The following is a 12,046-nucleotide window of genomic DNA, read 5'->3' as shown; positions in this document are numbered from 1 at the left end:
TCAGAATATCTGACGTGCATCTTTTTGCGCGCCGCGCGCCGCCCGGCCCAGAGGTTTACACACGCGGGCCGGCGGCGTATAATATTCCCGTGCGAAGATTCGGAAAGGAGCGATCTGCATGAAACGAAACATCCCGGCGCTCGTGCTGGCGCTGGCGCTCGCGCTGTCTCTGGCCGCCTGCGGCCGTAGCGAGAAGACCGCCGCGTCCGCCCAGCCGACGGTTGCGGCCGACAAGGCGGGGAACATCACCCTCTGTCCGACGTATGACGACGGCAAGGGCGGCTATTTTTCCGTCACGCTGCCGGCCAGCTGGGGCGACGATTACCTGACCGAATGCGGCGCCAACGACGGTGGCTATTACGTCGGCTTTTACGAAAAGACCGACTATGACAACGGTCTGGGCGGCTTTCTGTTCATGCTTGAGGTCTTTCCCACCGATTATGACTATACCGTGCTGCCGGAGTATCAGGCCATCTGCGGCCTGACCGTCGACGGCGCGAACTACAACCTTATTGCCGAGCTGCCGACCGACGTGCAGTTCGCCAACGAGAACGCCGACCTCTACCGCAGCATGTCCAACGACTTTTCGGCCATCCTCAAGAGCCTGACCTTCTCCAAGGGCGTCACGCGCACGGAGGTCACGGCGCCCACGCAGACGTCCGGCAGCGGGTCTTGAAAACGCAGTGCGTGCAAAAAACACCGTCTCCCATCAAGAGCGTTGACATAGGAAAACAAGCAGAAACCCAGTAAAATCAACGCTTTTAAGGGCAGAGGGCAAACAGGTTAGCTCAAAAATTGAATAACTAAGCGACAAAAGGGATGTTACCGCAAGGCAGCATCCCTTTTCGCATACGCCCACGCCGTAGATTTTGAGAAAAGTCTACGGCGTTTTTTTCTGCCCAAATCTGAAAGGAGGTGCAGCCACAATGTACTTTACGAACGGCAGCAGCCGTGCGTTTGAAATGCTCATGCGGGGAAAGCCCGGCTTTGACCGCTACGAAAACGGCGGCTGTGCCGACTGTGAGGATTGCAATACCTGTCACTTTTACCGTCCGCATTGGAAGTACCAGTTCTGTGTGTATGCGGAATGTCCGTATGAGCCGGGCAAGCTGACCGCCATCCGTCGCGGCACAGCGAAGTGAGCGAAAGGAGCTGATAACCTATGGCAGTATTTCGGGTGGAGCGCAACAGCGGGTACACCGTCATGTCAAACCACCATCTGCGAAACAAGGAGCTGACCTTGAAAGCCAAGGGGCTGTTGTCGCAAATGCTGTCCCTGCCGGAGGATTGGGACTATACCCTTGCAGGGCTGTCCCATATCAACCGTGAGAGCATTGACGCGATCCGCACCGCCGTATGGGAGCTTGAAAAAGCCGGATATATCCTGCGGCGGCAGGGGCGCGATGAAAAAGGCAAAATGACTGCTATCGAATATACCATCTATGAGCAGCCGCAGCCGATGTTGGAAAATCCAATACCGGGTAAACCGATGTTGGAAAATCCGACAACGGATAATCCGACGTCGGAAAATCCAACGCAATTAAATAAAGACAGATCAAGAACTAACTTATCAAAGAAAGAAAAATCAATTACGGATCTATCAAGTACCGATTCCTTTCCTATCCTTTCCCCTGACCCCTCACCTTGCAGGGCTGCGCCGGAACGGAAAGGAACGGAAGCGTTCAAACAGAGCGCCGTAGATATTTACCGTGAAATCATCATGGAGAATATCGAGTATGACACGCTCACGCAGGACCCGAAAATGGACAAGGAGCGTTTGGACGAGATCGTAGACCTTATGCTGGAAACTGTCTGCTCTGCGCGAAAGACGCTCCGCATCGCTGGCGACGATTACCCTGCCGAGCTGGTAAAGAGCAAATTCTTGAAGCTGAACAGCAGCCACATCGAGTTTGTCATGGACGACCCGCAGGCAGCGGCAAAGCTGGAAGCCAAGCTCGTCAAGCTGGAATCGGCGCAGGAAACCATGAAAGCCGTCAATGCCTATTTCCGTAAGAATAAGACTTTGGAGGGCTGCCCCAGTCTGACGCCGGAGCAGATCACCAAATTGCAGCAGGAAATGTCGCAGTCCTGGCATCTGGATAAGAGCCGGCCGTACCCCGCCTATATGCTCTCCAACAACAACGCTGAGATCCGCCGCATCCGTGGGCGCATTGAACAGGTGCGGTAGCATGAGGAAACCAATTTTGCGGGATGGGAATTTGACGGCGGGCGCGTGGAAGCCAACAAAGCAGATAACCGTCTGCAAGTGTTCTTTGACGGCAAGCCGGATGAAGCAGCGCGGGACGAGCTGAAAGCAAACGGCTTCCGCTGGGCGCCCAGCGTCGGCGCATGGCAGCGCCAGCTTAACAAAAACGCATACTACGCCGCAGGGTATATTTCCTGTATTCAGCCTATCTCCGGGGAAAAGCCCATTGACGTGCAGCGCAGCGTCCAGCAGCAGGAATCCGCTGCCCCTGACGCCCACCTGACCGGGGAGCGCGTTTCAACGCCGCGTGGCAGCTTCCACGTTACCGATATGACCCGTGAGCAGATGGAAACCGCAGGCTATGGGTATCACCACAGCACCGATGACGGCAAGTACCTTATCATGGGCAACGGCACACAGGCCTTTGCCATTGCCGCCGAGCAGCGGGAGCAGGAAAACTATATGCGCACGGCGGAGCTATCCACCGAGCAGAACTACAACATGATTGACGGACAGATCAACAACACCCCGTCCGTGGACGAGCTGGAAGAAAAGGCAAAGCGCGGCGAGGTGATCTCGCTCTCTGCGCTTGCCGCAGCGGTCAAGGCTGAGGACGGCAGAACACCGCAGCGCGACCCGGACGGCAAAAAGCCATCTATCCGCGCACAGCTCAAAGCGGATCGTGCGCAGTCCTGCAAGCCGCAGCAGCGAGAAAAGGAACAGGAAGCCAAACGGAGCATCCGGCAGGCTTTGGAAATGGAGTGACCTATGAATAAGTTTGAAAATGTGGATGTGCTGGCATCCCTGCAACAGATCATGCAGCAGAACACAGCAGCCTTTCAGAACGATTTTGACATTGACAAGAAGATTCTGACGCGGGCGGCAAAGAGTAAAAATGTCGAGGATAAGGTCTATCTATGGTTTTCCCGCCCCAACGGAACGCATTGCCTGCGGGAACGGGATGTGTTTCTGCGCGGAACGCGGGAGCATAATACGTTCCGTTTCTACCATGAGCAGACCAAGGAGCGTGTACTTGCCTATGCCGTGGTGCTGTCCGGTGTGGAGAGCGGCAAGGTAAAAGGCAGCATTTATGAGCTGGACTATGTAGCGAAAGCCGAGCTTGCAATCCAGACCGCCTTGCGGACAGATAATAACCGTTTGATCTATGAAAACGGCTCACGGGAGATGCCCAAGGAATACCGCTTTGAAGCGACGCCGGATCGGGAGCATGGAAAGTTCGTGCGCTATGAGGCTGTGCCGCATGACCCGGACGCGCTGCGGGATCTGCTGCGCGACGAAAGCCGAAAGCGTGAACGGCTGAAACCTGGCAATTTCAAGGAGCATATCGGGCGGCTCTCCGACGAAAAGGTGCTTGCCGAAGCACAGCGCCTTTCGGCGGCGTTTCAATCCCTGCAAGCGCCCAACAGCCCCAACGGAACGCATTTTGTAGTAGAAGTGTCGCCGTGGTTTGAGCGTATCGCATCCAGCAAGGAGCATGAGCGGCTATTTGCGCTGCTTCCGTATAAGACGCTGTATCTTTCTTCGATAAAGGACAGGCACGGCGTTTTCGCTTTTATCAGCAAGGACGAGCGGCGTGATCTTCCGCTGCGCAAGCAGCGTCCCTCTGTCCGGGCACAGCTCAAAGAGGGGCAGTCAAAAAAGGCCGCTGCACCCAAAAAGGCAGCGGCAAAGGCGAAAGATAATGATTTGGAGGTATGAGCATGGACAATGTTTCGTTCACCATTGAGGAAGAAAACTTGATTTGCATTTACCACAAGCACGACCGCCGCAGAACGATTGCGGCGATTTCCGACGCGCTGCCGGATATGGACGCAGATATGCGCCCGCTGGCGGAGCAGACGATCCATAAGCTGCACAACATGACCGACGCAGCATTTGAGGAAGCGCAGTTCACCATGACGCTTTCCGACGCAGAATAAAAGATGACGCGGGGCGCGGCAGCCGATGATGGCTGCTGCGTCCCGCGTTTTTTATTTTAGGTATTGTCACCATTTGTTTTTATGGCTTCGCTGATAATCTCAGCAATACGAGTGTCTTTTTCAATAAGACAATTTTGAGCATAAATGAAATTATCCAATTCTTTTAGTATGTCGTGATATTCGTATTCTACCTCATCACTTATACCATCCGCTGCTCCCCCGTCTTCATCGAAATTCAAATAGCCAACAGTCAGTTTTATATATCCGCTGGTCGTATTTTCATCCCCGTTAGAAAAGCAAATATCAATAACTTCTTCGCTGCCCTCGTCAGGACTTATCTGATTATCACCTATGGACAATGATGCTTTACCGCCGTCTACGCCCTTAATTACAATCGTTTCCCCGAAAGATATTACATCTGGCAGTGTGTCTATATCCGCAATCTCAGATGCTCTTTCATATTGAGCATTTGCCCATGCTTGGATTTCTTCAATCTCGGAATCTGTGATGTTTTCTATATTGGCAATGTGTGGTATATCTGATACTTCCAACAATCTTTCGTATATCAGTTTGATGATCTCTTTGGGATTGGCAGTATTAAGTTCGGCCAACAAATCATCAAAACTAATACAGCAGTCATCATACTTTCGGTATAAGCCATTTATTTCCTCAAACCTTGCGATTATATCTGCGTAAAAATGTGAATCAGGTAAATTATCCTCTAAGTATGATTCATAGCTTCCGAGCGCCTGGAATCCAAGTGCTTCTCTGTCCATATCCCGAATTTCTTCTTCATCATCTTCGACGGGGTGTTCTTCAACCTCATATCTGTTGCGTCTTGAATCGCCACCCAAAATAACTGTAAACGGAAACACTTTGAACGTCTTTTCTGCTCGGTCAATCTCGATTCTGCACCCAAACCGTGCTTTATGTTCCTCGCGCATTTTTATTGTATCAACAAATACATATTCTTTTTCTTCGGGATCCCAAGGGGCATTGGCATAATCCTCATAATAGCAATCAGCGAAAATATCTGCTTTACATGAGAGCGTGACAATAGAAATATTGTCGGAAATTTCATCTACGGAGTGGACAGAAAATGTTACATCTGAAATACCATGCAGATAAAATTCATTGTAATCGTACCCAGATTCTATCCCGTCTTTGTCGTATGAAAGGCCATTCACATCTATATTTTCGTTGTCTTTGATATACTCGTTCACAGCGGCGCTTATGCGTAATTGTAGTTCCTTGATAACGGCTATTGTATCATCGTAAGCAGCATCTTCTTTGCTTATTGCGTTATATAGAGCGCCTAATGAGTTAAAGAAAAGGCAATTTTCACTTTCTTGGCAAGCCCTTATAAAACCTTTATCGTTACTAACAATTATAACTGTTTCCGTTTCGCCAAATCGATTTCTGATCTGTTGAGCAATAAATGCGTCTGGAAACTCACTTTTTTTCTTCCCACTTTCTTCGAAGGGCGGCTTTGCACCAAAATAATCACTTAGTACAGAATTTATATCTATCAAATCTGTGCCAAGAATTTCAGCATCGATCGCACAGAGAAAATCATCAAATACTTTTTCTTCTTTGGCAATAATATCATCTTCGCTCTCTACGATTCTAAACATCTCATTCATTCCAATACTGCTTATAAGATGCTCATTATATACTTTCAACGCACTATTTCTTGCTGTATTTACAATTCCGCAGACTTCTTTGACCCGCGCTGCAATGTGCCTTTTTGATTCCCGTACAACAATATCACTTAAAACAACCTTGATTTTCCCACGTCTAACATAGTTTTCGAGTATTCTGAGGGTGCTGGCATCACCCAAGTTGAATTTTGCTGCGTCAAATATGTTTGTATCAATCGTTACTGCCAAGGGATATTTGAACATATACCATCATTCCTTTCAATCTCATTTGTCACGCTTTCAAACTCGGTTTTCATAACAGGCAAAGAAACATACGACCCTTGCGTTCTCCGCGCTACAAAGCCGCGCCCAGCAAGGCATACAGGCACTCTAGGCCGTGACTATGCACTTGCTTTCAGTTATCCCGTGCGCGTAGGTGCAGCGCACCGACCACAAGGAACACCAGACCGAAAATCACCCAGCCCCAGATGGGATCATGCTCCGAAATGAAGTAGGCCAGCAGCCCGAACACCGCTGCATAGATCAGCGTGAGCAGCCCGCCAACGAGCCAGAAGCCAATGCTGGTATTTTGCAGCCACAATAGCAGCAGAAATGTTGCAATGCCGATCACGAGGCACAGCGCCGGATGAATTGCAGTAAACTGATTGCAGCACACTCCGGCGGCGATGCCGAGAGCAATGCTGTCAAAGAGAATGATATGCCCGAAGAATAGTCCGATCACCGAGCAGACAAGCCCAATGAAAAGCCCAATCGCCATAATCGCGCCCTGCGCTGCCAGCCAACCCATAAAGAAGCCTCCTTTCGTTTACACCATGATTGCGTCCATAATTGTCTGAATGGTATTACAGGTATCATCAAAGGAAATATCCTTTGCGTACTCATACTCGCGGCTGTATTTCTCCCACAGCTTGCGAAGCGTATCGCTTCCGCGGATCTCTTTCATAATCTCCGGGTAGTCTGTCAGGATCATGCCGCTGCCGCGTTTCTGAGTTGTTTGTTCCAGCGCCCGGCGCAGCGTCGCTTTGTCGCAATCCGCGCCGCGCAGCGCGTACAGGATATGTACGTCGTAATAATCTCTCGGACGGGTATTCGCAATGTTGCGGGACAGCACGGTTTCCAGCTTTTCCGCCAGCACCGTTTCAAGGTTATAGGCAAGAATACTGATCGTGCGGTCATCGAACAGCAGGGAGAATGTGTATTCCACCTCGCGGGGCGTTATCATGTCGCCCGTGGTGACATCCACCGTCAGCGGTACGCTGATCGGTGGATAGTTCGCTTTCAGCGCAACCCGGATGCCGGGGTAATCGTCGGTTTCCCGAATGTCAGAGATACCGACAACCTCAAGCTGTACGTCGTCGGCAATCTGGATAGCGCAAATCTCTGTAAAGATTTTGCGGATTGCTTCATGCGTCAGGGTGAAGCCCTTGATTGTCGTGTCCAGATCCATTGTTGCCCGCGTGTCCAGTCCCACAATGGCGGAAATCAGGAATCCGCCCTTGAGAATGAAATTGTTTTTATAGGGCGAGAGCGAGATCCGTTCCAGCAGCCGTTCAAGCATATAGTTCTGCATGACGAGCTGCGCCGAGATATGCTTTTCTGCCGCTTTGTTCTTGATAAAGGCTTTTAGTTGCATCGGATTTTTTGTAATCATAGCAAAACCTCCATGTATCGCAGCACCTTGGGCTTCACGCGAAGCTGGTCTGCGTACTGCATCAGTTTGTGAATATTCTTATCTTTGGACGCCGCATAGCGTTTCATAGCTTCTCCAACGATCTGAACGTCGCTGCCGCTGCCGCGCAGGATGTCACACAGCGTCCGTTCCAAATCGTAAACACGAATTGGATTGCCGGAGGGGGATTCGATTTCAATTCTGCCGAACTCATAGTTCTCCGGCACAACGCGCTTGATGATTAAGTTCTCCTGCTTTAAGGACGGGGCATTGTAGCCCTTGGGAAAGGTCATCGTATATTTCGCCGGGGTACGGTCTGAATAGCCCAACAGATACAGAGCGGTATCGTGCGAGTAAATCCCGCGCCCATACTTGCGCTGCAAGAGGTAAAAATCGTCCTCCCATGCGCTGCTCCGCACATACAGGCCGCGCCCGAAGCGGTACATTTCACCGCTTTTGACAAACTCCTGTAAAACGCTGCGGTGCAGCCCGGCTTCCGTCACCTGCGCTGCGGTGATCGTGCCGTCCTCCGACGCTTCCAGCAGTTCTTCGATTTTCTCCTTGGCGTTCATGCTTCTCACCTCGCTTTGACAATCACACATTATATTATATAGAAATAATGTGCGGTTGTCAACCTAGAAACGACGAACACACATTAAATTGTTTGAAAATAATGTGTGCTTGTCAGAGAAGCTATAAGGCTTTATCCTGTTCCTGCACACGATTGGGGGACAGGATGCTGTCGATGTTCTGCTTGACGGCATCGTATTCTCGCATACGTTTTTTCAGGCTTCCGTACTCAGCGTACAGCCGATCCTTTTCTTCGGACAGTCTGGAATATTCCTCGCGCAGCTTGGCAAGGTCGGGGAGCTTATCACCGATACCCGCCGCTTTCAGCGCCCGCGCCGACGCTTCAAAGAGAATGATTTCGCACTCACGTCCGCGCAGATACTTTTCCTTGTCACGGGATTTCTTGTATACATGAAACCTCATTCGCACAATGTAGGAGTTGCCCGTGCCTTTGATTGCTTCTGCAAAAAGGTACTGCGGAACGAAGCACGGGACTATCAAGACGCGCTGGCAAGGAAAAGAAACCGAGAGGTCTATTTTTCCGAACTGCCCGTCGAAGTGCTGGAACAGTTCGCTGTCCGTGATACCTATTTCACGGATAGCCGCACATTTGAAGTCATCGGCCATTCGGTTTGTATCGATGATGAAACGCTGGCGGAAGCAATCTCCGCTCTGCCTGTTGACCGCAGAGATATTATCCTGCTGTCTTACTTTCTCGATATGTCCGACGCTGAAATTGCAAATGTGCTGAACATGGTGCGCCGTTCCGTTGCCTATCGCAGGACAAGCACCCTAAAGCTGCTGAAAAACCTGATGGGAGGAGAAAACAGATGACAAGTCAATCGAAGAATAACCGTCTGTTGTCGCTGACCGTCATTGAAGCGGCTGCTGGCGGTGATGTGGAAGCGATCAACGCCGTTCTGAAACACTATGCAGGGTACATAGCCCGTCTGTCGATGCGTGAGCTTTACGACGAGTACGGCAATCCCCATCTCTGCGTGGATGAAGAACTGCGGCGCAGGTTGGAAACGAAGCTCATTACCAAACTGCTCACATTTCGCGTGAGATAACTGACGCCTGACAGAAACGTGTTCCCCCTTTCCTCGTTTCTGTCCGATGCTCCTTGACAAATATGCCCGCAAGAGAACGGCGGCGCATCATAGGCAAAACGGGTACGTTCCTTTTGCGCCGAGCTGGGCGGCTGGTGCGCCATGACGTATATCCGAGAGGATATGCCGAGCGACAAATACCGAGCCGTAACGCAAGTGTGGCAGTTTGCAGGCGATGACGCGCAAAACACATAATGATACGACCTTACAGCCACAGTCCGAGCGTTCAAAGCGTCGCAGGCGATGGGTAGGGCTGCACGAGAACCGTGCGGGGGTGAAATTCCCTTGGAGCTGCGCCAGCAGCCGTCTGTTTTGTCATTCCCTTTTGTAGTTATTTTGTTTCCCATGAAAGGGGGATTTGTTTCTATGGAAACAACCGTGAAGAAAACAACGTCCCCGATTGTACGCGAGTACAAGATCGGGGATATAACGTATATCGTCAAGGCCGTCGTCAAAGACGGCGCAAAAGAGGACGCCGTGACAAAGGTGCGCCGCCTGATTCAGAATGACTTGCGGGGTAAAAAAGGTACAAATAATTTTGAACCCGCCTAATGACGGCGAGCGAGATCCCTGGTATAATATAAATAACCTGTTTGTCCGGCTGCCGGAATAGGAGGCAACATGAAAAAGCAGCCCGACAAAATCACCGCATATTACTACCGTGCGGCGAACAAACAAACAGACCTGAACCTTGACAATCAAATGCACCGACTTTTGAGCCATGCGCAGGAAAACAGATTGGATACCTATATGTTCTTCGTGGACAATGGGTACAGCGGCCTGACCGCCGAGCGTCCGGCGTTTCAAAATCTGATCGCAGCAATCCATGAGAACCGCGTGCAGAAAATCGTTGTCGTATCACTTGACCGACTTTACCGCAGCTATCTTGCAGCGGTGCAGTTCCTTGATGATATGGAGCAGCGCGGTATTGCGATTTGCTCCATTACAGACGGCGATCTGCCCCTTTGCCAGAATCTATATCATGGCATTGTCAACGCCTACCGCAGTTCTTCCGAGAAAGGCGGTGAGTGCAGATGACAGGATTTACCTTTCAGAGCTTGAAGCCGCAGGACAGTTTAAGCAATGAGCTTCGCAGCGTGATCCGCGATAATGTTTTGCAGTTCTACGCCAAGGGGCTATCTGCGGAAGCGGAGGAAGAAGGTCTGACCGCTCTGTATGAGCGCCTTTCGCAGGAAGATAAGCTGGATGGTGAAAGTAACTCCATAGCAAACCAGAAGAAGATTCTGGAACGCTACTGCAAGAATCACGGGATTACCGCCTACCGCCATTATGACGAGGATGACGGTTATTCCGGCACAAACTTCAACCGTCCGGGCTTCCAGCGTATGCTTGCCGACATCAAGGCAGGACGGATCAAGCGCGTCATCGTAAAGGACATGAGCCGCTTTGGGCGCGATTATCTCCAAGTGGGAATGTATACCGATGTTGTTTTCCCGGAGTTTGGCGTTCATTTCATTGCCGTCAATGACGGCGTGGACAGCACACGCGGCGAAAGTGAGTTTACCGCGATCCGCAATGTGTTCAACGAAATGTATGCCCGCGATACCTCTAAGAAGATTCGCGCTACATGGCAGAGTAAAGGCAAGTCCGGCGAGCATTTGACGACCATTCCGCCCTATGGGTATATGAAAAGCCCGGAGGACAAAAAGAAATGGATCGTCGATGAAGAAGCCGCAGCCGTCGTACAGAAGATATTCTCCCTGTGCGCGTCTGGCAAGGGACCCACGCAGATTGCTAAATGGCTCAAACAGCAGCAAATCTTGAACCCAACCGCCTATTGCCATGCGAAAGGTCTGCCGACCAGCAACAAGCCGACAGCAGACCCATACAAATGGACAAATGAAACGGTTTCCCGCATTTTGGAGCGCGTAGACTATCTGGGGCATACCGTAAACTTCAAGACTACAAAGAAGTCCTACAAGAGTAAGAAGAAAATCTGGAATGACCCTGAGAATTGGGTGATCTTCGAGAACACCCAGCCGCCGATCATCGAGGAAAGCGTGTTCCTGATTGTTCAGAGTATTCGCAAGGCGCGTCGCCGTCCTACCAAGATGGGTGAAATGGGTATGTTCTCCGGGCTTCTGTATTGCGCAGAGTACGGCGGCAAAATGTATCAATGCCGCGCTACCAACTTTGCAGAGAACCAGAAATACTTCATCTGCTCTACCTACCGCAAGGGCAAGGATCTCTGCACGACCCATTCTATCAAGAATGTTGTGCTGCACGAAATTGTTCTGCGAAATCTGCGGGAAGCAATCTCCTATGTTTCAGAACATGAAGCGGAGTTCATTCAGGACGCAGCCGAGAGCGATATGCGGGACAGAGATGCAGAGTTTGTTCGGAAGCGTGAAACGCTGGCAAAGGCAGACACGCGGATTGCCGAGCTTGACCGCATTATCTCCCGACTGTATGAGGACAACGTGATTGGAAAACTGTCAGACGAACGGTTTATTAAAATGTCCCATGACTACGAGCTGGAACAAAGCAACCTGAAATCAATGGCAGATGTCCTGCGCAAGGATCTGAAGCAGCAGGAGCAGCAGAAAACCAATGTTAAGGCGTTTATCGCTGCCGTGAAGAAGTACACGGATTTGCAGGAGCTTGACGCGGCTGTTCTCCGTGCTTTCATTGACAGGATCGAAGTTTCCCATGTTGACAAGAAATCCAGAACGCGGGAAATCACCATCGTCTATAACTTCATCGGTGCATTTGACTTCACACGGGCAATCGAAAATGCCCGCAACATAAGTAAAAAAGAGCAAAGAACGGCATAGCCGTTAAGCTACACCGTTCCTTGCTTCAATGTTTTCCTAAGTCACCGCCCCATCCGGGAGACGGTGTTTTTTTGTTGGATGCCGTGCGGTTTCCTC

At 50.7% G+C, this 12,046-nt stretch carries 15 protein-coding genes and 1 pseudogene; 11 read left to right on the top strand and 5 right to left on the bottom strand.

The genetic code is table 11. The annotated features are described in order from the left end of the window. The first annotated feature begins 118 nt into the window (after nucleotides 1-118). From OGM61_00825 to OGM61_00800, 6 genes and pseudogenes are all read left to right on the top strand, one after another. Nucleotides 119-676, top strand: a complete 558-nt coding sequence (locus OGM61_00825; protein ID UYI84642.1) for a hypothetical protein — start codon at nucleotides 119-121, stop codon at nucleotides 674-676. A gap of 250 nt (nucleotides 677-926) precedes the next feature. Next, nucleotides 927-1,142, top strand: a complete 216-nt coding sequence (locus OGM61_00820) for a hypothetical protein (GenBank protein ID UYI84641.1) — start codon at nucleotides 927-929, stop codon at nucleotides 1,140-1,142. 20 nt (nucleotides 1,143-1,162) lie between these two features. Further along, on the top strand, nucleotides 1,163-2,188 hold the full coding sequence (locus tag OGM61_00815; protein UYI84640.1) for a helix-turn-helix domain-containing protein: 1,026 nt from the start codon (nucleotides 1,163-1,165) through the stop codon (nucleotides 2,186-2,188). A gap of 261 nt (nucleotides 2,189-2,449) precedes the next feature. Then, nucleotides 2,450-2,971, top strand: a pseudogene (locus tag OGM61_00810) (DUF4316 domain-containing protein). A 3-nt stretch (nucleotides 2,972-2,974) separates the two neighbouring features. After that, a complete protein-coding gene (locus tag OGM61_00805; protein UYI84639.1) occupies nucleotides 2,975-3,925 on the top strand; it encodes a hypothetical protein in 951 nt (316 codons plus the stop codon). Between the two features lie 2 nt (nucleotides 3,926-3,927). Continuing rightward, entirely contained in the window at nucleotides 3,928-4,146 is a 219-nt protein-coding gene (locus OGM61_00800; GenBank protein UYI84638.1) for a transposon-transfer assisting family protein, read from the top strand. A 56-nt stretch (nucleotides 4,147-4,202) separates the two neighbouring features. Here the strand turns inward: OGM61_00800 and OGM61_00795 are convergent, their stop codons facing one another. The 5 genes from OGM61_00795 to OGM61_00775 all read right to left on the bottom strand — a co-directional run bounded on the left by OGM61_00795 (nucleotide 4,203) and on the right by OGM61_00775 (nucleotide 8,469). Further along, entirely contained in the window at nucleotides 4,203-6,035 is a 1,833-nt protein-coding gene (locus tag OGM61_00795) for a PIN domain-containing protein (protein UYI84637.1), read from the bottom strand. 166 nt (nucleotides 6,036-6,201) lie between these two features. Beyond that, nucleotides 6,202-6,594, bottom strand: coding sequence for a hypothetical protein (locus tag OGM61_00790; GenBank protein ID UYI84636.1), 393 nt, complete (start codon nucleotides 6,592-6,594; stop codon nucleotides 6,202-6,204). 18 nt (nucleotides 6,595-6,612) lie between these two features. Continuing rightward, nucleotides 6,613-7,458 carry a nucleotidyl transferase AbiEii/AbiGii toxin family protein gene (locus OGM61_00785; protein ID UYI84635.1) on the bottom strand — a complete coding sequence of 282 codons (846 nt, stop codon included), beginning with the start codon at nucleotides 7,456-7,458 and terminating at the stop codon, nucleotides 6,613-6,615. Then, nucleotides 7,455-8,048, bottom strand: a complete 594-nt coding sequence (locus OGM61_00780) for a type IV toxin-antitoxin system AbiEi family antitoxin domain-containing protein (GenBank protein ID UYI84634.1) — start codon at nucleotides 8,046-8,048, stop codon at nucleotides 7,455-7,457. Before OGM61_00780 ends, OGM61_00785 begins: the two co-directional genes overlap by 4 nt. A gap of 121 nt (nucleotides 8,049-8,169) precedes the next feature. Then, complete coding sequence (locus tag OGM61_00775; protein ID UYI84633.1) at nucleotides 8,170-8,469, bottom strand: hypothetical protein; 300 nt, start codon at nucleotides 8,467-8,469, stop codon at nucleotides 8,170-8,172. Between OGM61_00775 and OGM61_00770 the strand changes: the two genes are divergently transcribed. The 5 genes from OGM61_00770 (at nucleotide 8,458) to OGM61_00750 (ending at nucleotide 11,950) form a co-directional block, all read left to right on the top strand. Next, nucleotides 8,458-8,880, top strand: coding sequence for a sigma-70 family RNA polymerase sigma factor (locus OGM61_00770; protein ID UYI84632.1), 423 nt, complete (start codon nucleotides 8,458-8,460; stop codon nucleotides 8,878-8,880). The two genes, OGM61_00775 and OGM61_00770, sit on opposite strands and share 12 nt — an antisense overlap. Further along, nucleotides 8,877-9,116 (top strand): helix-turn-helix domain-containing protein, encoded by a 240-nt coding sequence (locus tag OGM61_00765; protein UYI84631.1) that lies wholly within the window; start codon nucleotides 8,877-8,879, stop codon nucleotides 9,114-9,116. The genes OGM61_00770 and OGM61_00765 overlap by 4 nt, the downstream gene beginning before the upstream one ends. A 324-nt stretch (nucleotides 9,117-9,440) precedes the next feature. Then, complete coding sequence (locus OGM61_00760; protein ID UYI84630.1) at nucleotides 9,441-9,707, top strand: transposon-encoded TnpW family protein; 267 nt, start codon at nucleotides 9,441-9,443, stop codon at nucleotides 9,705-9,707. Between the two features lie 69 nt (nucleotides 9,708-9,776). Next, the gene (locus tag OGM61_00755) at nucleotides 9,777-10,193 is read left to right on the top strand and encodes a recombinase family protein (protein ID UYI84629.1); all 417 of its coding nucleotides are present in this window, start codon (nucleotides 9,777-9,779) and stop codon (nucleotides 10,191-10,193) included. Next, on the top strand, nucleotides 10,190-11,950 hold the full coding sequence (locus tag OGM61_00750) for a recombinase family protein (GenBank protein UYI84628.1): 1,761 nt from the start codon (nucleotides 10,190-10,192) through the stop codon (nucleotides 11,948-11,950). Before OGM61_00755 ends, OGM61_00750 begins: the two co-directional genes overlap by 4 nt. The last annotated feature ends 96 nt before the right edge of the window (nucleotides 11,951-12,046 follow it).

The organism is Clostridiales bacterium (assembly GCA_025757645.1).
In the GTDB taxonomy this organism is placed as follows: Bacteria; Bacillota; Clostridia; order Oscillospirales; family Oscillospiraceae; genus CAG-103.
This window is presented reverse-complemented; position numbering and strand designations above follow the sequence as displayed.

What these genes read in the sequence shown, in the direction of transcription:
- OGM61_00825 (UYI84642.1), top strand. Translation starts at nt 119, where the DNA reads ATGAAACGAAACATCCCGGCGCTCGTGCTGGCGCTGGCGCTCGCGCTG.
- OGM61_00820 (UYI84641.1), top strand. Translation starts at nt 927, where the DNA reads ATGTACTTTACGAACGGCAGCAGCCGTGCGTTTGAAATGCTCATGCGG.
- OGM61_00815 (UYI84640.1), top strand. Translation starts at nt 1,163, where the DNA reads ATGGCAGTATTTCGGGTGGAGCGCAACAGCGGGTACACCGTCATGTCA.
- OGM61_00805 (UYI84639.1), top strand. Translation starts at nt 2,975, where the DNA reads ATGAATAAGTTTGAAAATGTGGATGTGCTGGCATCCCTGCAACAGATC.
- OGM61_00800 (UYI84638.1), top strand. Translation starts at nt 3,928, where the DNA reads ATGGACAATGTTTCGTTCACCATTGAGGAAGAAAACTTGATTTGCATT.
- OGM61_00790 (UYI84636.1), bottom strand. Translation starts at nt 6,594, where the DNA reads ATGGGTTGGCTGGCAGCGCAGGGCGCGATTATGGCGATTGGGCTTTTC.
- OGM61_00785 (UYI84635.1), bottom strand. Translation starts at nt 7,458, where the DNA reads ATGATTACAAAAAATCCGATGCAACTAAAAGCCTTTATCAAGAACAAA.
- OGM61_00780 (UYI84634.1), bottom strand. Translation starts at nt 8,048, where the DNA reads ATGAACGCCAAGGAGAAAATCGAAGAACTGCTGGAAGCGTCGGAGGAC.
- OGM61_00770 (UYI84632.1), top strand. Translation starts at nt 8,458, where the DNA reads ATGAAACCTCATTCGCACAATGTAGGAGTTGCCCGTGCCTTTGATTGC.
- OGM61_00775 (UYI84633.1), bottom strand. Translation starts at nt 8,469, where the DNA reads ATGAGGTTTCATGTATACAAGAAATCCCGTGACAAGGAAAAGTATCTG.
- OGM61_00765 (UYI84631.1), top strand. Translation starts at nt 8,877, where the DNA reads ATGACAAGTCAATCGAAGAATAACCGTCTGTTGTCGCTGACCGTCATT.
- OGM61_00755 (UYI84629.1), top strand. Translation starts at nt 9,777, where the DNA reads ATGAAAAAGCAGCCCGACAAAATCACCGCATATTACTACCGTGCGGCG.
- OGM61_00750 (UYI84628.1), top strand. Translation starts at nt 10,190, where the DNA reads ATGACAGGATTTACCTTTCAGAGCTTGAAGCCGCAGGACAGTTTAAGC.